Here is a 20,296-nt window from a genome sequence, read left to right on the forward strand (position 1 = left end):
CCCTACCCCGCCAGATCCTTCAACTGCTCATGCAGCGGCATCCCCACGGCATTGAACCCGCAATCCACATAATGCACTTCACCGGTCACGGCGTTCGAAAGATCGGACAGAAGATAAAGCGCAGTCCCCCCGAGATCCTGCAAATCCACAGGCTTCCGCAGCGGCGAAGTCACGATGTTATATTTATACGTCTTGCGCGCACTGCCGATGACCGCCCCGGCCAGCGTCCGCATCGGTCCCGCGGAAATGGCGTTCACCCGGATACTCTTGTGCTGATCCGTCGGCGGACCAAGATCGGCCGCCAGATACCGTACCGAAGCCTCAAGCGCCGCCTTCGCAACGCCCATGACGTTATAATTGGGCATGACTTTCATCGACCCGTAATACGTAAGAGTCACCGCCGACCCGCCTTCGCTCATCATATCCTTCGCCCGCCGCATGATGGAGGTGAAGGAATAACAGGAGATATGCATAGTCTGCAGGAAATTGCTGAGCGTGGTATCCACATAATGCCCCTGCAACTCCTCCTTGTTGGAATAGGCGATGGCATGAATCAGGAAATCCATCGTGCCCCATTCTTTCTTGAGCGTGGCAAAAACCCGGTCGAGATCCTCTTCCTTCTGCACATCGCAATCAATCAGGATTTTCGCGCCGATACTCTCGGCCAAGGGCTTCACTCGCTTCCCAAACGCATCCCCCTGATAGGTAAACGCCATCTCGGCCCCGGCCTGATGCAGCGCCTCGGCCATACCCCAAGCGATGGAATGGTCATTGGCCACACCCATGACCAGACCCTTCTTACCCTTCATCAAATCCTTGACCATCGCCGACTCCTACCCTTCAAAACGGCTGAACGCCAGCGTGCAATTCGTACCGCCAAACCCGAAACTATTGGAGATCAATGTCTGGTGCCGGACATTGTCGATCCGCTGTTGCGCGATCGGCAACCCCTTCGCCCCCTCGTCCAGAGTCTCGATATTGATGCTCGGCGCGATAAAATTATGCCCAAGCATCAGCAGACAATAAATCGCCTCCTGCACCCCCGTCGCCCCCAGCGAATGTCCGGTCATGGACTTGGTCGCGCTGATCGCGGGAACATCCTGATCCCGCTTTTTGAAAACCTCGCGGATAGCATCCAGCTCCGTGATATCGCCGATGGGTGTCGAAGTTCCGTGCGCGTTGATATAGGTAACCGGAGCGCGCTCACAAACGGTCGAAAGCGCCTGCTCCATGCAGCGCACGGCCCCCTCGCCGCTCGGCGCCACCATGTCGGCCCCGTCGGACGTCGCGCCGTACCCGGCGACCTCGGCATAAATCTTCGCCCCGCGGGCCTTGGCATGAGCCAGTTCCTCCAGAACGATCACACCGCCGCCCCCGGCGATCACAAACCCGTCGCGGTTGGCATCATAGGCGCGGGCCGCCTTTTCCGGCGTGGCGTTATACTTCGACGACATCGCCCCCATCGCATCGAACAGCACGGACAAAGTCCAGTCCAGTTCTTCCCCGCCGCCTGCGAACATAACATCTTGCTTGCCGAGCAATATCTGCTCCGCCGCGTTGCCGATGCAATGCGCCGACGTCGAACAAGCCGAGGATATGGAATAATTGACACCCTTGATCTTGAAATTTGTGGCAATCGTCGCGGAGTTTGTCGAACTCATGCATTTGGGAACGGCAAACGGCCCCACGCGCTTCGGTCCCTTCTCACGGGCGATATCGGCAGCGGCGACCTGCGACCGTGTCGAAGGCCCGCCTGATCCCATCACGATTCCCGTGCGCGGATGACTGACGTCCTCCGGCTCCAGACCGGAATCCCTGACGGCCTGCTCCATCGCCAGATGATTATAAGCCGCCCCGTCGCCCATAAAGCGGAACAGGCGCTTGTCGATGTGTTCCTCCAGAACGATATCGGGCCGCCCGTGAATCTGGCTGCGAAAACCCATGGCCGCATACTCAGGCGCCGCCACGATCCCCGACCGTCCGGCTTTAAGGGAGTCCAGCACGGCCTCCACCGAATTCCCGATGCAGGAAACAATCCCCATGCCTGTGACGACCACGCGCCGCCCTGAACCTGTCATAACAACGTCCCTAAGTGTATGTGTCTATCCCACGGGAATATCAGATCGCCCGTGGATTTTCAAACAGCCCGACCTTGAGATCCTTGGCCTCATAAATCGCTTTGCCGTCCCCGTACATCGTCCCGTCCCCAGTGCCCAGCACAAGCCGTCCCTTCAGAACGCGCTTGATATTGACAACATACTTCACGAGCTTCGTTTCCGGCAGAACCTGCCCGGTGAGCTTCAATTCCCCGAGTCCCAGCGCCCGACCCGATCCCGGCGAACCCGTCCACCCGAGATAAAACCCGAGCAGCTGCCACAGCGCATCAAGCCCCAGACATCCCGGCATCACCGGATCGCTTTCAAAATGACACTCGAAAAACCAGAGGCTGGGCGTAATGTCGAGTTCAGCCTCAATCACACCCTTGCCGTACGTTCCGCCTTCGGTCGAAACATTCGTGATGCGGTCGAACATCAGCATGGGAGGAAGCGGAAGCCGTGCATTGCCGGGGCCGAACAGGCGCCCGTGTCCGCATTCAATTATATCCTCATAGCTATAGCTGCCTTTGGGGACGAAGCTCATGACTTCCCTAAATAATGTTTGCCATGAGCTTTATACGAAGCTTTACTCCGTGCGGCAAGCCCCGATCTTATCAAGCCTGCAAAAGCGCAAAATTATTGCCAGCAGCAACAAAGATCAATAGGAGACCATATCGAAATCGAGGCAGACGTGCTTATACGTCTCGGTAATCGCCGACATAGCCAGCGGCTTGGCAATCGCCGGCTCGATTTCCGGCAACTCCCCGCCCGAGGCCACGGCGATCATCCGTCCGGCCGCCTTGGCGCAGGCAACAGCCTGATCGAACGGGTGGGTCATCTGGATCGTGCGGAAAAAACGCAGACACCGCGGCTCCATCTCACGGATGAGGGAAACCGGAGCATGGACGGGCAAATCATTGGCCGGCAACCCGAAACGCCAGTTGCTCCCGGCCGGAACGCCGTGCCGCACCGCTTCCTGCGTCATCACATGAACGATCTGGTCAAGATTCTCCGGCAAATCCGACCCGTAGAAATAGGTAAACGGCCCGGAATTGCTGGAAATCGCCAGCCGCCGCCCCGCCACACCGCTCAGGGCCGAAATACAATCGCCCAAAGTCCAGCCGTGTCGCTGCACCATGCGCTCGATCACGACATCACAAAGCTCCTGCGCGGAAATCTCGAAGGCCATCGCCCGTTTTGTACTTTCAACCAGAAGGCGGAAGGATTCCTCACGGGGAAAACCCATATCCTCCCAGCCGATCAGGATGTTCTGATACAACATATGGAGAAGTTCGTTGAACTCGTGGTGACAATCCATCCAGTCCTCGAAAAAGAGGCGCGCTGCCATGCGCCCGCGCTCGGTTTCCTGATCGATGATATGAGAGGGCGGCAACGCATAAGGCGCCAGCGGCCCTGGCGCGGGATCGCAATTCAGAAGTACCGCAAGCTTTTTAAAACTCGCCGTCATCGCTTGATCGGCTTCATCAAAGACGAAATAATTTTCGACAAGAACGCCGGCCATAAGCTGAATGACCTTCATACCGTCGACACCCCGCTCATGATCCGACGCGAGCTGGATCAAAGCGGAGTAGAATCGTGCGCCCATGTCGGGCTTGTTCGTAAGCGCAAACATATTTCCGGTGAACCTTGAACGGGGTTATGAAAAGGTTGGAAAGTTAACGAAAGGAAGGACGTAGTGGTCAACTACGGTATTGATTCTAATCAAATAATTCGTGCTCGTAAATACCCCAGAGATATTTTCTCGCAATCCACCCCTGATATCCCGAGATTTCTATGGAGCACCAATGCGCCTGACACTCTTCAACATTAACAAGAACAAAGGGCTCTAACTTCATGGTTACATTGGTAATTTCATCATCCTTTGGATCGGGGACTTCGTACACGGGAACGTTCTCCCGGCCCTCAATCATGGCCGTCCGCGCCCCCGATAATAAGGTGTGGTACACCCACCCCTCCTGACCCTCATGGTCCCGGATCTTGCGCCAGTTCTCGAATTCCAGAACGATCTCTACGGGCAGCCCCTGCCGCGAATAGGTCCAGCGGATTGGATATTTTTGATCCGGTCCGGCCCGCACATGAACCTCTTCTGCGCCCAGTGACACAAAGCGCGGCAGCGGCAGGGTAGTTGAACGGAAGGGAGGCTTTTTCTCAGGGGCAGCCGACTTCTCCGCCCCCGCCTCATAGGGTGCCAGCAGCAGAAAAACCGCAAAAAACAGCGGAAAAACAACAAAAATGCGATTTTTAGACACCATCGGACAGCAGATATGCTAAGGAAATCCCCATGAACACCGCCAATGTAACAGAAACTGTGGAAAAGTCCAAAACCGTCTCCATCGCGCCCATGATGGACTGGACGGACCGCCATTTCCGTTATTTTGCGCGTATGATCTCCCCCAATATCCGCCTTTACACCGAAATGGTGACGACCGGCGCTCTCCTGCACGGCGACCGCGAACGCTTCCTGCGCTTCAATGAGCAGGAACACCCGATCGCCATTCAACTCGGCGGCTCCGACCCTGCCGATCTCGCCGTCTGCGCGAAAATGGGGGAGGATTTCGGTTACGACGAAATCAACCTGAACTGCGGCTGCCCCTCCGACCGCGTGCAGAAGGGCAAATTCGGCGCCTGCCTGATGGCCGAACCGCAACTCGTGGCCGAATGCGTGGCCGCCATGCAAAACGCTGTGAATATCCCCGTCACCGTCAAATGCCGCATCGGCATCGACAACTATGATTGCGAGGAGTTTCTGAACACCTTTATAGAGGTCATCAAACAGACGGGCTGCAAAACCTTCATCATCCACGCCCGCAAGGCTTGGCTGTCGGGCCTCTCGCCGAAGGAAAACCGGACCAAGCCGCCCATCAATTACGCCCGCGTGGCGAAAATGAAAGCGTGCCACCCGGAACTGAACATTGTCATCAACGGCGAAATCCAGTCCGCCGAGGAAGTGCAGCAACACCTAGAAGTCTTCGACGGCGTCATGATCGGCCGCGAAGCCTATCAGAACCCCTATCTCCTCCTGACCGAAATCGAACAGGCCATTTTCGGCAACGAAATGCTGCGAACCCGCGAGGAGATCGCCCGCGCCATGATCCCCTATAGTAAGGAGCAGGCGGAAAAATACGCAACACCCGTAAAATCCATCACCCGCCACATGATCAACCTCTATCAGGCGATCCCCGGCGCCAGATTATGGCGGCAGGCGCTCAGCACCCTGCCCCATCAAACCGGCGCGGATGAAAAAGTGATCGCAAAAGCCCTAGAAGCCTGCGAAAACGCCAATCGCAAATCGGCCGCATAAAAGCACCAGCATTCGCATTTTTAGAGCGTCTGGGCTTGAGAAGGGTCAGGCCTCAAGAAATACCGTGCCAGAAATAGAACAAGTGCGGATTGCGGAAGGGCCATATACGATACTTCCAACCACACAGAAAAAGCGCCGCCTATACCGGAACACCCAAAGACCGAATAGTAATTCTCTGGAAAAGGATTGAATAAACCCGATAGATACGATGCCGGCATCAAAACAGGGAAATAAGTAATAAAAAAAGTCTCCGCAAGTCCAAGAGATTGACAAAAATCCTCCACTCCGATGGAAGCAAGTCCAACCACTAGAAGCATCAGACAGTCGATTAAAATCCATGACAAAAATATTTGGGGAAACGGCCTTCCGCCTAAAAACAAGACATTTGTAATCCATAAGGCCCAAAGAACCGGAACGTAGAAATAAAGATAAGGGAGGAGGGGATTTCTATCAAGGCCGACAAATAAGCTAACCAACGCATATAAATATCCGGCGGCAATCCAATAATAAAAAAGGCGCACTGAAGGAAATTCAAAAACTAAAACAAATCTTTCCCATAACACGTTTTTGCAGCCTGCTATATAAATGACCCAAGGAAAAAGCCTGCCTTGGCTTTAGACCGGAACGCCCTTTTCCCGCGAAACCTGAAAACTCTCCCCGCAGCCGCAGCGCCCCGTCTCGTTCGGATTGCTGAAATCAAACTTGGAGTTTCCCAGCGCATCCGTGACATAATCGACAACCATCCCGAACAGCATCCACGAATGCATCCGTGGGATATAAAGCCTGACCCCGCCCTGCTCGATGACATCATCCCCCGACAGCGTATCGCCGGGTTTGACATACTCCATATGATAGCTGTGCCCGGAACACCCGGTGCTCTTGATGCTCAGCCGTACCCCCGGCGACCCCTCCGGCGCCTTGTCCAGCAAAGCGCCGATCTGCGCCGCAGCCTGTTCTGTCATCTTGATCGGGTTCATACGCGTCTCTTTCACCCTAGTAAAACATATTGAGCTGCATTTTTGCCGTTTCAGCCATCTTCGAGGGATCCCAAGGCGGATCCCACACCATATCGACGGTCACACCGCCAACGCCCTCAATAGGCAGTATAGCAGATCGCACCCATCCCGGCATCTCCTGCGCCACCGGACAGCCGGGGGAGGTCAAGGTCATCCGTACGCCGATATCCGATAAACCGTCTTTTTCCGGCTCGATATCAATGACATAGATCAACCCCAGCTCATAGATATTGACTGGAATTTCCGGGTCGTAAATCTCCCGCAACGCCGCATGTATCTTAGGCCAAAGCTTATGCTCACGCGGCGCCTCGACGTGCGCCGGCTCCGTCAGCTCGTCATAGACGCTCTCGGCGGGCGCACTATTCGCGGCAGAATCGGATGCGTTCTGAACCATAACCGTCTTTACTCAATACACTTTTTCATCAAATCCATCCCCAGCGCCTTCTTGCGCGCCTCCTGCTCGTTGGCATTAAGCATCTTCACATTCCCGCCCGTTCCCTCGATCCACAAGGAAACGTGCTCTTTGACCGAATAGGCATACATACACTTGCAGTTGAACTTGATCCCTGTAGTAACATTCGTCTCGGCACAAACTTTAATGACAGCCGGCTTCAAAAATTTCTCAAAACACGGCTTGCCCTTGGAATAATACTCCTTGCGCCGTTCTGCGTCGCCCTGCACGGAAAGATCCAACGCCATATGCGCCTTGGCCATACATCCGCAAAACCCGGAAACATCCAGCCCCATCCGTTTGACCTCGTCGCTCTTGCTGGCCTCTGCCACGCACTCGGTCTTGAAAGCCTCCACCTGCTTGGCCGTCATTTTTTCCGACTGCTTCTCCCGCAGGGTTTCCCGCATCTCCTCATGGCTCTGGTAGGGCCGTTTCGCAGAGGAATCCATATCGTTCTGCATCACAATCATCACGGCCCCGAAACTCGCCGCCAGCAGAACAATCAGCAAAATGATCCGGCTCATTCCCCTCTCTCCCTGACCAAGCCTAACATTCCCGGAGCCTGATCTCCATCCCTACCCGAACAGGGAGCGCACTTTATGCAGCCCCGCGATCAGCGCGTCAATATCCCCCCCGTCCGTATAAAGCCCGAACGAGGCCCGCGCCGTAGCCTCGATGCCCAGAAACTCCATCAGAGGCATACAGCAATGATGCCCCGTCCGCACCGCCACCCCGCACGGGTCCAGCACCATGCCGATATCGCTGGGATGCGCCCCGTCCATCGTAAAGCTAAGAATTCCGGCCTTGTGCGAAACATCCTCCGGCCCATAAAGTTTCAGGCCCGGAACCTTGCGGATTTCCGCAGTGGCGTATTCAAGAAGCCTCCGCTCATGCGCCGCGATTTGATCCATGCCGATGCCCGAAACATAATCAATCGCCGCGCCCAGCCCAATGACCTCGACAATCGCGGGCGTCCCCGCCTCGAACCGCGCCGGCGGCTCCTTGTACGTCGTGCCGGAAAACCGCACCCGCTCGATCATATCGCCCCCGCCCTGATAAGGCGGCATGGACTCCAGAACGTCGTATTTCCCGTACAGAACGCCGACCCCCGTCGGCCCATAAAGCTTGTGCCCCGTGAACACGAAGAAATCCGCATCCATCGCCCGCACGTCAATCGCCTGATGCACCGCGCTCTGCGACCCGTCCACCAGAATTTTAAGTTCGGGATTGTACGCCCGCGCCGTTTTGATAACCGCCTCGACCGGATTCACCGTCCCCAGCGCGTTGGAGACATGAACGACGCCAATAAGTTTTGTTTTCTTGGACAACAGCTTCTCAAACGCCGGAAAATCCAGCCGCCCGTCCGCCGTCACCGGAATGACCTTGATGACGCATCCCACCTGCCCGCACAGCAGCTGCCACGGCACGATATTCGCGTGATGCTCCATAGCGGTCAGGAGTATCTCGTCCCCCGCCTTAAGATGCGTGCGCCCCCAGCTCTGCGCGACCAAATTGATCCCCTCCGTCGAATTGCGCGTGAAGATAATCTCGTTCGCGCTCCCCGCACCGATGAACCGCGCCACTCTCGCCCGCACCGCCTCGAACGACGCCGTCAGACTCTGCGAAAGTTCATAAAGCCCGCGATGGATATTCGCATACCCGCCCTCCATGACGGCCTGCATCGCCTCAATAACGGCCCGCGGCTTCTGCGCGCTCGCCCCGCTATCCAGAAAAACCAGCGGTTTCCCATGCATGGTCGTCTTGAAAATCGGAAAATCCCCGCGCCACGGAGAGGGAATCTGTGTCATCTCTGCAAAACCTCCCTGATCCGCTCCAAAACCCCTTCGGGGTTATTTAAAACGTCATGATTCCAGAACCTCAGGACACGATAGCCCTGCCCTTCAAGAAATGCCGTCCTGATCATATCACTTGAGTTTTCATTATGCTGCCCGCCATCCGCCTCGATAATAAGCCTTGCCGAAGAACAATAAAAATCAACGACATAAGGGCCAACAGGATATTGTCGCCTAAATCTCACACCCAGTTGATCCGCCCGGATCAAAGCCCAGAGCTTCTTCTCAGCCTCAGTTGGATTTTTCCTTAATTTTCTCGCAACAGGCGTCAATCGACTCTTGCGGCTGCTATTTCTCTTTTTTGGGAGATCGGCTACCCCCTCTCCCCGGGATGGCATCCCTCCCCTCTCACCCGCCTGCAGGGATGAAACACACCCCCTCTCACCCACCTGCAAGGATATCCCATCTCCCCTCTCACCCGCCTGCAGGAATGGCACATCTCCCCTCTCACCCGTTTGCGGGGGAGAGGGGTTGGGGGAGAGGGGGCGTTGAATATTCTCGCTCACGGCGCCTCACTCTCAGGACTCTTCTCCTGCGCCGCCTGCCACCATTTTAGGCACTGTTCGTAAATCCGCTGCTTCTCCTCTTCGGATTTAAAGAAGCGAGTAGGCACAATTAAAGCACTATACGTAGATAGGAATAAGTACAAATCACCATTCAGTATTTGTACTTTCTCTAGGCCGCTCCAGTAATATTCGCATTTAAAAAAATTTGAAGAGTGAATAACGTAATTCTGACAAAGCATAAGAATTACGGGAGCCAAGATAGCTTTGTTCTCCCCTACACTAAGTAAACGCTTGGTAATCGCCTTAAATCTGGAATGGAGCGCTTTCTTCCCGATAAAACGAAGATACAGCACAAAAAAGGTAAAGATCAAAAATGGGAGCGCCGCACTAGCTAAAGATTCAAAAGTGTAACTCCAAAAATCGCTGACTTTAATTTCTGCCTTCGAAACATCAATAAAAAATCTTAAAAAAATAATAACAAAAAAAACACACACGAATATTTTATAAATTCTAACTACGCCAGCAGCACCAGCCTTTCTTTGTTCAGCCGTCATACTGACGTCAGCCTGAAACTTCGCATAATCATCAACAGTTAGCTGATATTCAATCTCAATCGCCTCCCCGCTCACGCCACACCCCCGTCAACACCACACGCACCCCGCCCGCCAAGCCCTCGCTCGCGTCGTGCCCGTCGTGGTCGTTGTGTTTCAAAAAAAATCGTCACGCCGCCCCACTCTCAGGAGTCTTGCCCCGCGCCGCGTTAAAATACTCCTGACATTTCTGATAAAACCGCTCAAACGCCGCATCATCTGCAAACGCCCGCTTGGGAACGACCAGAGCACTAATATTTGTAGTGTACAAAAAAACTAAATCCCCGACTTTCTGAACTCTCTCGAATCCACGCCAACCAATAGTGTAGTCCGAATATTTTGTAATCTCTTTTACAAACTCAGAATCTATAATCAATTTACGCTTGGAGATATTGTCCGAAATAAGCATTTTTTTAAAATGCAGCTTGAACGACCTTTGTCTTAAAACAAAAGTCACCATCAAAATAAACAAGGCACAAGTTAAAAAGCCGGAAATAAATTGCACTGCTATTAAGCCTTTTTGGGGCAAAACAAAACAAAAGCCAAGAAGAAGTAAGGCAACAATTATTGGCCCCCTAAATTGCACAAAAGAAAATCCAACAGAGTCTGATTTATTATCAATTGCAACATTGCGATTAAACGCCACCAGATCATCAACCGTAAGCTGAAACTCTACTTCAACCGCATCGCCAGCCATGCTTCCGCCTTCCCCCGCGCTTCCTCGCGCGCGCCCTCATGAGGAATTTTCTCCAGAACCTCATCGACGAACGCCTGCACCAGAAGCCGCCGCGCCTCCGCCGCGCTCAACCCCCGCGAGCGCAGATAAAACAGCGGTTCCTCATCCAGCGGCCCGGTCGTCGCCCCGTGCGAGCATTTGACATCATCCGCATAAATCTCCAGCTCCGGCTTGGTGTCCATCTCCGCCGTCGGAGAAAGCAGCAAGGCGTTGGACAGCTGATACCCGTCCGTCTTCTGCGCCGCCTGATGCACGTGGACCTTGCCCTGAAACACCCCCCGCGCCGTATCGTCCAAAAGTGAACGGTAGAATTGATAGGACGTACAGTGCGGCGCCGCATGCTCAATCAAAATCGTGGTGTCCCCATGCTGCGCTCCGCCCAGCAGATTCAATCCGTTCAAACGGCAATCCGCATTCGGCCCGGCAATCACCGCGTGAATTTCATGGCGCGTCAGCTTCCCGCCCATATTCAGCGAAAAACAATCGTAAGCCGCATCCCGCTCCAGCGTCACCCGCACAAGGTTCGTCTGCACGGCCTCCAGACTCTCCTCCTGCAAACGGATATGATGAAACCGCGCATTCTTGCCCACGCTGATCTCCGTGATCATATTCTTCCAGTACGCACCCTGCCCCACATGCCGCTCGATCAGGGTCAGCTCCGCCCCCTCCTCAACGCTTACCCTTAAAACCGGCTGCTGATGCGCCCCGGCCGCGCCCATCCACCCAATATCCTCGACTTGTCCACTATTCTGTCCACGGCTTCTGTGGATAACTTTCTCCTCCACCCCCTGCGGTCGCACGGCCAAAAGCTCAGACGGCAACGCCCGCGCCAGATTCGTGTACTTCCACTCCTCCTGCTTGGGCGTGGGCAGCGTTTGTGAATCAAGCGCTTTCAGAACCCCTACCATAAGCTCTCCATCTCCGCCTTAAGGGGCGCCATCCGCGAACATCCGGCCAAAACCTCCAGAGCAAGGATAAAGAAATGCCAGACATCCCCGGTCATCTCGCCGTTAAGCTTAACCATCTTCGAAACAGCAAGCGCACAAGCCAGAACTCGCCCCTCGCCCTTAAGATTGTTATTATCAAGAATATAGTCGATTTGCGAACGGTGTCGAAAAGCGCAATTTGGGGGCCATTCGGCGGGATACATCTCCCGCGGAATCGAAAGCGGCGGAAAAGAGGAACTGTCCCGGATCGCCGCATCCGTACGTTCTAGGATTTCCACCATATCGGGAAGCCTTTCGAAGGGAAGGCCGGAGGCCACGGCACCGGCCCCGATAATAATGTTAAGGGTGTCGCGCTCGCGCCGGTAAAGAACATCCTCGACCTTCTCGTCAAAAACCCAGATGGTTTTGGAGTCAATCCGCCCCGAGGGAATAATTTGGCGAACAAGCTGTTCTCCAGCAACCGCCGCCAAAGCCGCCGTAATAGTTTCAAGGGGATTAGGCTCCGAAACCGCGAAATGTGCGCTGATGATGGCAAAAATTTCTTCAGAGGCTTTATCCAGAATAGGCATGATTTGTCCTTGAATGAAAGGTTACGCGCAGGCTTTGACAAATTCTTTGTAGCCCTGTTTTTCAAGCTCCAGAGCCACGTCAGCCCCACCGGTCTTGACAATCCGGCCATCAGCCATGACATGCACCACATCCGGCTTGATATAATCCAGCAACCGCTGATAATGTGTGATGATCAGGAAAGCGCGGTCCGGACTCCGTAAACGGTTGACCCCCTCGGCCACGATCTTGAGGGCATCGATATCCAGACCGGAATCCGTTTCATCGAGAATGCAGAATTTCGGTTCCAGCAAGGCCATCTGCAGAATCTCGTTCCTTTTTTTCTCGCCGCCCGAGAACCCGGCATTGACCGCCCGCTTCATCATCTCGTCAGAAATCCCGAGATCCTTGCACTTGGCCTTCATCAGCTTGAGCAACGAGAGCGCATCCAGTTCCTCCTGCCCCCGCTGCTTGCGAACGGCATTGATCGAAGTCTTCAGGAAGGTGCTCATATTGACGCCCGGAATTTCAACCGGATACTGGAACGCCAGAAAAACCCCCGCAGCCGCTCGCTCCTCAGGCTCAAGTTCCAAAAGACTCTGTCCGTTCAGCGTGACAGCCCCACCCGTAACCTCATACCCCTCACGCCCGGCCAGAACATAGGAGAGCGTTGATTTCCCTGACCCGTTCGGCCCCATGATCGCGTGAACTTCGCCCGCCTTGATGGACAGGCTGAGACCCTTGAGGATTTCCCGGGAACCCAAGTCCGTTTGAACGCACGCTTGAAGGCCTTTAATATCAATCACTCTCAGTATTCCCGTCTTGCTCGGTTTCGTAGTAATTCTCTTTTATATAATCGAAAAGACGCCACGGCAGATTGAAAATGGAAAAAGACAGCGTCAAAAAACCGACGATGAACAAACCACTGACCACCGCTGAAACAATCAGGCTGTAGACAGAAAAAAAAGTGTATCCGTCCTCAAGCTGCCCATAATTGAAAATCATCTGATAAAGCACGTGCGACGTCATGTAATTGAAAAACGTATCCAAACCATGATCTTTGCAGCTCAACAGTAACGTTTCCGAATCGATATGACACCACTGGTAAACAAAGAAAGTATTGACGAAAAGAAGGATAAAAACGCCGATCGAAATCACAAGAAAGACTTTTTGTTTGTAATAATCGACGGAGTCCGCAAAAAGCTGTTTGCCGAAACCGGTAAAACCCTTAATGAAAGCGCTTTTGTTCATGGCGGAGGATCCGGCCTTTCAACGTCAGTGCTTTCGTCGGCGGACTTAGAAAGCGGCATAGCCATCACGTCTTTCTGTCCGTCACTAACTTTCCCGACATCCGTCGTCTCTGATGGCATATACTTATCCTTCGGGATAAACTCCGGCACAGGATGCATCTGCGGAAACGGCTCGTCCTCACCCTGCTGCTCGGCAACCAAAGCTTGAAAATCGGCATCCCCGACAGGCGCCTGCTCCTGCCGCGCACTATAAATCATCGTACCGGCCAGAATGACACCGTAAAGGATCAGCGCCGCGCTGACCCCGACCACAACGCGGTGAAAGAATTTCTCCATCCTCATGCCGTTATTATCGTTCACAGGCCTTTCCATTCTGAAATCTTCTCGGCCAGCGAAAGATCCCGTTGCGTCACCTGGTTGCCCGCCTCATGGGTGGTGAGGGTCAGCCGGACGCGGTTATAGAGGTTTTCGATCTTCGCATGATGGTCCGCCTCATCTGAAAGCCGGGCCACGACCGCAAGGAAAGCAAAAGCCTCCGTAAAATCCACAAAGGTAAAATTAGCCGAAATTGCCCCGTCCGCATAGCTCCATGCGGGATTCTTCGCAAGCCAGTCCCCTAAAATGTTGTTTTCTATGGGTTTTATACGACTCATGCCGCTTTTCTCTTGTTCCCGAGCGCGTTGTAAATGCCCATAAGACTGACCAGCAGCCAGCTGAATTCCATCACAAACCCGCCCAGATCGCCCCAGTCAAAATGATAAACCAGCGAAACCATAATCATAAACGCACCCAGGGCGTTCAACCCAAAAAACCGGACGCTCTTGGAATCGATCCTGTCCCCGGCCATCAGCCAGTACATAAAAGTCGTCAAACAGGCACCCGTAACACCCATAACCGCCATCAAAAATTCCATCATCACCCCACGCTCCACTGCTGTAAAACCCAGCTAAGTGCAAAACTCGAAAAAAGTCCAAAAACCAGCAGAATAATCGGCGAACTGATCATATACTTAATATGCTCCGCTCGATACTTGTCAGGATTGCCCCAAACACACAGAATCCCATAAAAAGAAAGCAGTATAGAAATGCCGAATAGAGCGCCCATGTAAATACGAATGACAAAAGATTCAATGTCACCGGAATAATAGGACACGCCGATGCTTCCAAGAATTAAAACCCAGGGCACAATACAAAGCGCCCAGACCAAGAACCACCCAAGAGAAAACATGACTTGATCCCCGATAGACATATCACCCCACGCTCCCCTCAAGGCTGATCCCCACCAGCTTCTGCGCCTCCACCGCGAACTCCATCGGCAGGTGCTGCATGACCTCCCGCGCAAACCCGTTGACGATAAGCGCAATCGCCTCCTCTTCCCCGATCCCGCGCTGCAGGCAATAGAAAAGCTGATCCTCCGAAATCTTGGACGTCGTCGCCTCATGCTCCAGCTTCGCCGTGCGGTTACGGCTCTCGATATACGGAACCGTATGCGCCCCGCACTGATCGCCGATGAGCAGACTGTCACAGGCCGTGAAATTCCGCGCCCCGTCCGCCCCCGGCATGATCTTGACGATCCCGCGGTAGGTATTGTTGCTCCGCCCCGCGCTGATGCCCTTGGAGATGATCCGCGAACGCGTATTCTTGCCCAGATGGATCATCTTGGTCCCGGTATCGGCCTGCTGCCGCCCGTTGGTGATCGCTACGGAGTAAAACTCGCCGGAGGAATTGTCACCCTTCAGAATACACGACGGATATTTCCACGTGATCGCCGACCCCGTCTCCACCTGCGTCCATGAGATCTTCGAATTCCGCCCCTCGCACAGCCCGCGCTTGGTCACGAAATTATAGATCCCGCCCGCGCCTGTATCAATGTCACCGGGATACCAGTTCTGCACCGTCGAATATTTGATCTCCGCATCGTCATGCGCGATCAGCTCGACAACGGCGGCATGAAGCTGCCGCTCATCCCGCATCGGCGCGGTGCAGCCTTCAAGATAGGAAACGTACGACCCCTTATCCGCGATAATCAGCGTCCGCTCAAACTGCCCGGTATTCAACTCGTTGATCCGGAAATAGGTCGAAAGCTCCATGGGGCAGCGCACCCCCGGCGGGATATAGACAAAACTCCCATCCGTAAACACCGCCGTATTCAGGCACGCGTGCTTGTTATCGGAATACGGCACGACCGAATTCATGTATTTTTTGACCAACTCGGGATGCTCCCGCACGGCTTCCGAGATCGAACAGAAAATCACCCCATGCCGCTTCAACTCATCCTTGAACGTGGTCGCGACGGAAACGGAGTCAAACACCGCATCGACGGCCACAGGCGCCCGCCCTTTAACCCCGGCCAGAATTTCCTGCTCCCGCAAAGGAATACCGAGTTTCTTGTAGGTTTCCAGCAATTTCGGGTCCACCTCGTCCAACGACTTCGGCCCATCCTCGAAGGATTTCGGCGCGGAATAATAATAGGCGTCCTGATAATCGATGTCCGGGAATTCCAGCTTCGCCCATTTCGGCTCCTTCATCCGCTGCCAGTGCGCGAACGCTTTCAAACGCCGCTCCAAAAGCCACTCCGGCTCCTTCTTCTTGGCGGAAATAAACCGGACGATCTCCTCGCTCAGCCCCTTGGGCGCTTTATCGCTCTCGATATCCGTAACGAACCCCGCCGAATATTTTCCGGCCATGTCCTTGACGGTGGCAATCGTCTCTTCAGTGGCCCCCATAGGCCGCTCCCTTCTCTTCAACCGTAATCGTTTTTCGGGTATTTGGACGCATCATATCCGTCAGCATGACCCCCTCCAGCGCCGACCGCAAGGCCTGATTGACCGAATCCCACCGCCCGCGCACAGCGCAACACGCCCCCAGCGCGCAATCCGGCTCCAACCCGTCCACACAAGCCGTCAGGGCAATCGGCCCCTCGATGGCCTCGATGATAGTAACCACGGAAATCTCATGCGCCCTGTGCGCCAACCTGTACCCGCCCGCCGCGCCGCGCACCGAAACCACAAGCCCCGCCCGCAGAAGCATCTTGAGAACCTTGGCCGCCGTCGGCTCGGATATATTCGTCTGCCCGGCGATCAAGGCCGCGCTCAACAGCGCATCGCCGGTCCGCGCCATATCGGCCAGCACCACCACCGCATAATCCGCAAGCTTTGAAATTCTGAACATTGAAACGCTCAATACGATCTAGGACTAATTTTGTGCTAAATTACACCTTTGCCCTTGAGATTCAAGCTGTTTTTCGCTTAAATGACTTAAAAAATCAAGTTACAATAGGTTTTGCTGTTTTATCATGTACAACGCGCTTAATTAGAGAAAACAAAGGTATAAAACTTAAAAACTCACTTTCTTCTAACTCTTTAACTACGTTGCAAAAATGCTTTTTGTTAGCATTCTGGCTTATTTTATAAAAATGTAAGTCTTCCATCTCTCCATATTCTTGTTGGCCTAATTGCGGCCTACCCGTAGCATTATTTATTTTATTTATTTCAAAAAGATCACGTTTTTTGAGCATTCCAAATTTATCGAGTATAAACTTAGTGTATAAAAATTCAATTGGACAATACAGGTAATCCTTAAGTTCTGCCGTAGGCGTAGGCATAAGTATTGCATAAACATTCGCCCCATCATTTCTTTTTTGAATATTTGGGTCGTTCAATAAAGTTTTTCCAACCTTAAAATTATTTTGCCCCTCTTGATCGGCATCAAAAATTCCTATTATGGTTTTGGTTGGAAAAAGATTTTCGGGGCACCCCATTAAAAACTGCTTTAATTTTCCTGCATTTCCACAGCTAATAACTTCAAAATCAAGACCACTCTTTAGTTTTTCGTTTGCTATAAAAATATGCTGAACGTCTGTATCGCCTTCAGTAAAAATCAAAACATTTTTTTTGCTCCTTGCAACACAGTTCAATAAGCTACCAGCTTCATTGAAAGTCATAATGCCATCTGACAGAATAGGCACTATTTCAGAACGGGATGATTTTATAATTGGCTCGCTCCGCTCCATCCAGAATAAATCTTCATCTGCAACATACGCCACAGTAGAAGGACTATGTGTGGTCATAATTACTTGAATACCATATTCCGCTACTAACTTTTCTTTAACAATCTCAACAAATATTTTGGCTAGCGAGGGATTTAAATGAGCATCGTATTCATCTAATAAAAAAACTTTTAGAGTTTGCCCCATAAAGCGATTATATGCCCAAAGCACTAAAGTAATTATAAGCTTTTCACCATGAGACAAATATTCATAGGATACTTCCTGACCAGTTCGAGTATCCCAAAAATGTGGGCTCCCATCATACGCACTTTTCGGAGGTAAAATTTTATATTCAATTCCATACTTTTCAAAATGCTCTGAAATCTCCAACCACGGAGGTCTCATTCCTATGTAATCATAAATTTCTTCGTCACTCTTGGGATTATCTGGCTTACCGTAAAAAAATATTTTTAGCTGATTAACAGTTGCTAAATACCCTGTAAAAACCTCTCCAATCCAATTTCCTTCTAATTTCTCAACGAAAGGCGTGATTAGTAATTGCTGTTCTGAAAGCCCTCTTATACCTTGTGTTTCGGACGTAACATCAGTTCCGATTCTAATACTTTGTTCAAACATTCTATTATTGTCAGGTTTTAATGAACTTAAAGGACGATAAGACTCTGAGATAAATTTGACACTATCTTGATTTAGAGCGCTGTCCTTCTCTAAGTAGTATGGTTTATTATCCTTCTTTTCTGGCTCATACCCTGCATTTCCATGTAAAAACGATAATAGTTGAGTTTTCCCTGAACCATTTTTTCCAGTGATTACAGCAAACTGCGGTATATCCCATTCCATAGGTGGTAAAGGACCATAAGATTTTCTTAAAATTAATTTTCTAAACATAATCATGATTTACTATTTTACTATAGCTCTATCAAAGGTTTTTAATTTGAAAAAAGGATTTCGACCTTCGTAGAACGATAAAGAAGAACAGACCGCGTTGTGATCATTGTGTTTAAAAAAAACTCTGCGCCCTTTGCGCCTCTGCGGTCAAAAAAAGAGATTCCCGCATACGCGGGAATGCTTGCGCGGATGGAAAGGCCAAAACAGTAAGCTTCGCGCCTTCGCGATTCAAAGCTGTACGCACAAAACTGGACAAAAACTGAAAATATTCCTATACTGCTTTTGCAACACAGGAAAACCGCCCGCCCACCGGACTAACCGGACTGAGTCCACTCCGGGGAAAACAGGCAGATTCAGGACTGACTCTCAAGAGTAAGCCTCTGTTTTTAAAGAGCCGCTATGAAAGCTCCCCCGCCCCGGCGAAAACATCCGCGGACTTAGTCCGGGTCACGATTTCGTCGCCGTAAATTTAATATCGGGATTCTTGTCCTGCGCGTCATTGAGATGCCAGGCATTCCGCGCCATGAACACCGGATCGCCGTCATGATCGTTGGCCACCGCGCTCCGGTGGGAATCGATGAACGTTTTAAGCTTCAGCGCGTCCGCACTCGTGATCCAACGCGCCGTGTAAAGGCTGGTCTCCTCGAATTTGACGGGAATATTGTACTCCGTGCGGATACGGTCTTTCAAAACATCGAACTGCAGCGGCCCGACGACGCCGACAATCCAGTCGGGATCGCTGTAGGGCTTGAAAATCCGCGCCGCGCCCTCCTCCGCCAACTGCTCCAGCGCCTTGCCCAGATGCTTGGCCTTCAGCGGATCTTCCGCCCGCGCCCGCTGCATCAGCTCCGGCGCGAAGCTTGGAATCCCGGTAAACACAAGTTCCTCGCCTTCCGTCAGCGCATCCCCGATCCGTAACCCCCCGTAATTCGGCAGGCCGATGATATCGCCCGGATAGGCTTCTTCCGCCACTTCGCGGTCCTGCGCCAGGAACATCAGCGGCGAATGAATCGTAAGCTGCTTGCCGCTGCGCGCATGATAAAGCTTCATGCCCTTCTTGAACTTGCCCGAACACAGCCGCGTGAACGCGATCCGGTCGCGGTGCTTCGGATCCATATTCGCCTGAATCTTGAAGACAAAACCCGTAACCTTGGTTTCTTCCGGCTCCACCTTGCGGGTTTTAGTGGGAAGCGCCCGCGGCGAAGGCGCATATTTTTTCAAACCCTGCAGCAATTCCCGCACCCCGAAATTATTGACCGCGCTGCCGAAAAACACCGGCGACATATGCCCGGCCAGATAGCTTTCAGGATCGAATTCGGGGCACAGCCCCCGCGCCATCGCCACTTCCTCACGCAAGGCTCCCGCCTGCTCGGGCCTTAACATTTGGTCGATCTTCGGATCATCCAGCCCCTGGCACTTCACGCCCTCAATAAGCGCCTCGCCCTTGGTCCGGTCGAACAGAACAAGCCCGTCATTCATGAGGTCGTAGCACCCGCGGAAATCCCGCCCCATCCCGATCGGCCAGCTCGCGGGCGTAACTTCAAGCGCCAGCTTCTGCTCCACCTCATCCATCAGGTCGAACGGCGGTTGCCCGTCGCGGTCCATCTTGTTCACAAACGTGATAATCGGAATATCCCGCATCCGACAGACTTCAAACAGTTTCAGCGTCTGCGTCTCGATTCCCTTCGCGCAGTCCAGCACCATCACCGCGCTGTCCACGGCGGTCAGAGTCCTGTAGGTATCCTCCGAGAAATCCTCGTGCCCCGGCGTGTCCAGAAGGTTGAAGGTAATCCCGTCATAATCGAACGTCATAACAGAGGACGCCACGGAAATCCCGCGCTCCTGCTCTACCTTCATCCAGTCCGAACGCGCCCGACGGCGGTCCCCCTTCGCCTTGACCATGCCCGCAAGCTGGATCGCCCCGCCGAACAGCAACAGCTTTTCGGTCAGCGTCGTCTTCCCCGCATCGGGGTGCGCGATGATGGCAAACGTGCGCCGCTTCTGGATGTGATCGCTAAAACTCGTCATATCGTCTTCATGTTAAAAGCGCGGCTCTTTTGAACCGCGCTTCAAAAAAATACACCTACAAA

At 52.9% G+C, this 20,296-nt stretch carries 26 protein-coding genes; 1 reads left to right on the plus strand and 25 read right to left on the minus strand.

Going from position 1 to position 20,296, the window contains the following annotated elements; translation table 11 throughout:
• Window positions 1-2: 2 nt before the first annotated feature.
• From IPN28_09620 to IPN28_09640, 5 genes are all read right to left on the minus strand, one after another.
• Window positions 3-809 (minus strand): SDR family oxidoreductase, encoded by an 807-nt coding sequence (locus IPN28_09620; GenBank protein ID QQS58597.1) that lies wholly within the window; start codon window positions 807-809, stop codon window positions 3-5.
• 24 nt (window positions 810-833) lie between these two features.
• Window positions 834-2,078 (minus strand): beta-ketoacyl-ACP synthase I, encoded by a 1,245-nt coding sequence (fabB, locus tag IPN28_09625; protein ID QQS56529.1) that lies wholly within the window; start codon window positions 2,076-2,078, stop codon window positions 834-836.
• A gap of 40 nt (window positions 2,079-2,118) precedes the next feature.
• Window positions 2,119-2,640, minus strand: a complete 522-nt coding sequence (gene fabA, locus IPN28_09630) for a bifunctional 3-hydroxydecanoyl-ACP dehydratase/trans-2-decenoyl-ACP isomerase (GenBank protein ID QQS56530.1) — start codon at window positions 2,638-2,640, stop codon at window positions 2,119-2,121.
• A 114-nt stretch (window positions 2,641-2,754) separates the two neighbouring features.
• Entirely contained in the window at window positions 2,755-3,729 is a 975-nt protein-coding gene (locus IPN28_09635) for a hypothetical protein (GenBank protein QQS56531.1), read from the minus strand.
• 85 nt (window positions 3,730-3,814) lie between these two features.
• Entirely contained in the window at window positions 3,815-4,369 is a 555-nt protein-coding gene (locus IPN28_09640) for a hypothetical protein (GenBank protein ID QQS56532.1), read from the minus strand.
• Window positions 4,370-4,398: 29 nt separating this feature from the next.
• Between IPN28_09640 and dusA the strand changes: the two genes are divergently transcribed.
• Window positions 4,399-5,418, plus strand: a complete 1,020-nt coding sequence (gene dusA, locus IPN28_09645; GenBank protein ID QQS56533.1) for a tRNA dihydrouridine(20/20a) synthase DusA — start codon at window positions 4,399-4,401, stop codon at window positions 5,416-5,418.
• A gap of 20 nt (window positions 5,419-5,438) precedes the next feature.
• Here dusA and IPN28_09650 read toward each other — a convergent pair whose 3' ends face one another.
• The 20 genes from IPN28_09650 to IPN28_09745 form a co-directional block, all read right to left on the minus strand.
• Entirely contained in the window at window positions 5,439-5,981 is a 543-nt protein-coding gene (locus IPN28_09650; GenBank protein QQS56534.1) for a hypothetical protein, read from the minus strand.
• Window positions 5,982-6,032: 51 nt separating this feature from the next.
• Complete coding sequence (locus IPN28_09655; protein QQS56535.1) at window positions 6,033-6,395, minus strand: iron-sulfur cluster assembly accessory protein; 363 nt, start codon at window positions 6,393-6,395, stop codon at window positions 6,033-6,035.
• Window positions 6,396-6,411: 16 nt separating this feature from the next.
• Window positions 6,412-6,828: a DUF59 domain-containing protein gene (locus IPN28_09660; protein QQS56536.1), complete on the minus strand. Its 417-nt coding sequence runs from the start codon at window positions 6,826-6,828 to the stop codon at window positions 6,412-6,414.
• An 8-nt stretch (window positions 6,829-6,836) separates the two neighbouring features.
• Window positions 6,837-7,409 (minus strand): hypothetical protein, encoded by a 573-nt coding sequence (locus IPN28_09665; protein QQS56537.1) that lies wholly within the window; start codon window positions 7,407-7,409, stop codon window positions 6,837-6,839.
• Window positions 7,410-7,460: 51 nt separating this feature from the next.
• A complete protein-coding gene (locus IPN28_09670; GenBank protein QQS56538.1) occupies window positions 7,461-8,693 on the minus strand; it encodes a cysteine desulfurase in 1,233 nt (410 codons plus the stop codon).
• Window positions 8,690-9,076: an endonuclease domain-containing protein gene (locus tag IPN28_09675; GenBank protein QQS58598.1), complete on the minus strand. Its 387-nt coding sequence runs from the start codon at window positions 9,074-9,076 to the stop codon at window positions 8,690-8,692. Before IPN28_09675 ends, IPN28_09670 begins: the two co-directional genes overlap by 4 nt.
• A 164-nt stretch (window positions 9,077-9,240) precedes the next feature.
• Window positions 9,241-9,873: a YcxB family protein gene (locus IPN28_09680; GenBank protein ID QQS56539.1), complete on the minus strand. Its 633-nt coding sequence runs from the start codon at window positions 9,871-9,873 to the stop codon at window positions 9,241-9,243.
• A gap of 91 nt (window positions 9,874-9,964) precedes the next feature.
• Window positions 9,965-10,531, minus strand: a complete 567-nt coding sequence (locus IPN28_09685) for a YcxB family protein (GenBank protein ID QQS56540.1) — start codon at window positions 10,529-10,531, stop codon at window positions 9,965-9,967.
• Window positions 10,507-11,478 carry a Fe-S cluster assembly protein SufD gene (gene sufD, locus IPN28_09690; protein ID QQS56541.1) on the minus strand — a complete coding sequence of 324 codons (972 nt, stop codon included), beginning with the start codon at window positions 11,476-11,478 and terminating at the stop codon, window positions 10,507-10,509. Before sufD ends, IPN28_09685 begins: the two co-directional genes overlap by 25 nt.
• Window positions 11,472-12,086: a hypothetical protein gene (locus IPN28_09695; GenBank protein ID QQS56542.1), complete on the minus strand. Its 615-nt coding sequence runs from the start codon at window positions 12,084-12,086 to the stop codon at window positions 11,472-11,474. The genes sufD and IPN28_09695 overlap by 7 nt, the downstream gene beginning before the upstream one ends.
• 21 nt (window positions 12,087-12,107) lie before the next feature.
• Window positions 12,108-12,869, minus strand: coding sequence for a Fe-S cluster assembly ATPase SufC (sufC, locus tag IPN28_09700; GenBank protein ID QQS56543.1), 762 nt, complete (start codon window positions 12,867-12,869; stop codon window positions 12,108-12,110).
• Complete coding sequence (locus IPN28_09705; GenBank protein ID QQS56544.1) at window positions 12,862-13,314, minus strand: hypothetical protein; 453 nt, start codon at window positions 13,312-13,314, stop codon at window positions 12,862-12,864. Before IPN28_09705 ends, sufC begins: the two co-directional genes overlap by 8 nt.
• On the minus strand, window positions 13,311-13,673 hold the full coding sequence (locus IPN28_09710; GenBank protein ID QQS56545.1) for a hypothetical protein: 363 nt from the start codon (window positions 13,671-13,673) through the stop codon (window positions 13,311-13,313). The genes IPN28_09705 and IPN28_09710 overlap by 4 nt, the downstream gene beginning before the upstream one ends.
• Window positions 13,670-13,966: a 4a-hydroxytetrahydrobiopterin dehydratase gene (locus tag IPN28_09715; protein QQS56546.1), complete on the minus strand. Its 297-nt coding sequence runs from the start codon at window positions 13,964-13,966 to the stop codon at window positions 13,670-13,672. Before IPN28_09715 ends, IPN28_09710 begins: the two co-directional genes overlap by 4 nt.
• A complete protein-coding gene (locus IPN28_09720) occupies window positions 13,963-14,229 on the minus strand; it encodes a hypothetical protein (GenBank protein QQS56547.1) in 267 nt (88 codons plus the stop codon). Before IPN28_09720 ends, IPN28_09715 begins: the two co-directional genes overlap by 4 nt.
• Window positions 14,229-14,561, minus strand: coding sequence for a hypothetical protein (locus IPN28_09725; GenBank protein ID QQS56548.1), 333 nt, complete (start codon window positions 14,559-14,561; stop codon window positions 14,229-14,231). The genes IPN28_09720 and IPN28_09725 overlap by 1 nt, the downstream gene beginning before the upstream one ends.
• A gap of 1 nt (window position 14,562) precedes the next feature.
• On the minus strand, window positions 14,563-16,038 hold the full coding sequence (gene sufB, locus IPN28_09730; GenBank protein ID QQS56549.1) for a Fe-S cluster assembly protein SufB: 1,476 nt from the start codon (window positions 16,036-16,038) through the stop codon (window positions 14,563-14,565).
• Window positions 16,025-16,483 (minus strand): SUF system Fe-S cluster assembly regulator, encoded by a 459-nt coding sequence (locus IPN28_09735; protein QQS56550.1) that lies wholly within the window; start codon window positions 16,481-16,483, stop codon window positions 16,025-16,027. The genes sufB and IPN28_09735 overlap by 14 nt, the downstream gene beginning before the upstream one ends.
• Window positions 16,484-16,577: 94 nt before the next feature.
• Window positions 16,578-18,212, minus strand: a complete 1,635-nt coding sequence (locus tag IPN28_09740; protein ID QQS56551.1) for an ATP-binding protein — start codon at window positions 18,210-18,212, stop codon at window positions 16,578-16,580.
• A gap of 441 nt (window positions 18,213-18,653) precedes the next feature.
• Window positions 18,654-20,234, minus strand: coding sequence for a peptide chain release factor 3 (locus IPN28_09745; GenBank protein QQS56552.1), 1,581 nt, complete (start codon window positions 20,232-20,234; stop codon window positions 18,654-18,656).
• Window positions 20,235-20,296: the final 62 nt, after the last annotated feature.

The sequence above is a fragment of the Alphaproteobacteria bacterium genome, from assembly GCA_016699735.1.
Taxonomy (GTDB): Bacteria; Pseudomonadota; Alphaproteobacteria; order Micavibrionales; family Micavibrionaceae; genus JAGNKE01.

Bases quoted from the DNA above. Each gene is read 5' to 3' on its own strand.
- IPN28_09620 (QQS58597.1), bottom strand. From the start codon at position 809: ATGAAGGGTAAGAAGGGTCTGGTCATGGGTGTGGCCAATGACCATTCC.
- fabB (QQS56529.1), bottom strand. From the start codon at position 2,078: ATGACAGGTTCAGGGCGGCGCGTGGTCGTCACAGGCATGGGGATTGTT.
- fabA (QQS56530.1), bottom strand. From the start codon at position 2,640: ATGAGCTTCGTCCCCAAAGGCAGCTATAGCTATGAGGATATAATTGAA.
- IPN28_09635 (QQS56531.1), bottom strand. From the start codon at position 3,729: ATGTTTGCGCTTACGAACAAGCCCGACATGGGCGCACGATTCTACTCC.
- IPN28_09640 (QQS56532.1), bottom strand. From the start codon at position 4,369: ATGGTGTCTAAAAATCGCATTTTTGTTGTTTTTCCGCTGTTTTTTGCG.
- dusA (QQS56533.1), top strand. From the start codon at position 4,399: ATGAACACCGCCAATGTAACAGAAACTGTGGAAAAGTCCAAAACCGTC.
- IPN28_09655 (QQS56535.1), bottom strand. From the start codon at position 6,395: ATGAACCCGATCAAGATGACAGAACAGGCTGCGGCGCAGATCGGCGCT.
- IPN28_09660 (QQS56536.1), bottom strand. From the start codon at position 6,828: ATGGTTCAGAACGCATCCGATTCTGCCGCGAATAGTGCGCCCGCCGAG.
- IPN28_09665 (QQS56537.1), bottom strand. From the start codon at position 7,409: ATGAGCCGGATCATTTTGCTGATTGTTCTGCTGGCGGCGAGTTTCGGG.
- IPN28_09670 (QQS56538.1), bottom strand. From the start codon at position 8,693: ATGACACAGATTCCCTCTCCGTGGCGCGGGGATTTTCCGATTTTCAAG.
- IPN28_09675 (QQS58598.1), bottom strand. From the start codon at position 9,076: ATGCCATCCCGGGGAGAGGGGGTAGCCGATCTCCCAAAAAAGAGAAAT.
- IPN28_09685 (QQS56540.1), bottom strand. From the start codon at position 10,531: ATGGCTGGCGATGCGGTTGAAGTAGAGTTTCAGCTTACGGTTGATGAT.
- sufD (QQS56541.1), bottom strand. From the start codon at position 11,478: ATGGTAGGGGTTCTGAAAGCGCTTGATTCACAAACGCTGCCCACGCCC.
- IPN28_09695 (QQS56542.1), bottom strand. From the start codon at position 12,086: ATGCCTATTCTGGATAAAGCCTCTGAAGAAATTTTTGCCATCATCAGC.
- IPN28_09705 (QQS56544.1), bottom strand. From the start codon at position 13,314: ATGAACAAAAGCGCTTTCATTAAGGGTTTTACCGGTTTCGGCAAACAG.
- IPN28_09715 (QQS56546.1), bottom strand. From the start codon at position 13,966: ATGAGTCGTATAAAACCCATAGAAAACAACATTTTAGGGGACTGGCTT.
- IPN28_09720 (QQS56547.1), bottom strand. From the start codon at position 14,229: ATGATGGAATTTTTGATGGCGGTTATGGGTGTTACGGGTGCCTGTTTG.
- IPN28_09725 (QQS56548.1), bottom strand. From the start codon at position 14,561: ATGTCTATCGGGGATCAAGTCATGTTTTCTCTTGGGTGGTTCTTGGTC.
- sufB (QQS56549.1), bottom strand. From the start codon at position 16,038: ATGGGGGCCACTGAAGAGACGATTGCCACCGTCAAGGACATGGCCGGA.
- IPN28_09735 (QQS56550.1), bottom strand. From the start codon at position 16,483: ATGTTCAGAATTTCAAAGCTTGCGGATTATGCGGTGGTGGTGCTGGCC.
- IPN28_09740 (QQS56551.1), bottom strand. From the start codon at position 18,212: ATGATTATGTTTAGAAAATTAATTTTAAGAAAATCTTATGGTCCTTTA.
- IPN28_09745 (QQS56552.1), bottom strand. From the start codon at position 20,234: ATGACGAGTTTTAGCGATCACATCCAGAAGCGGCGCACGTTTGCCATC.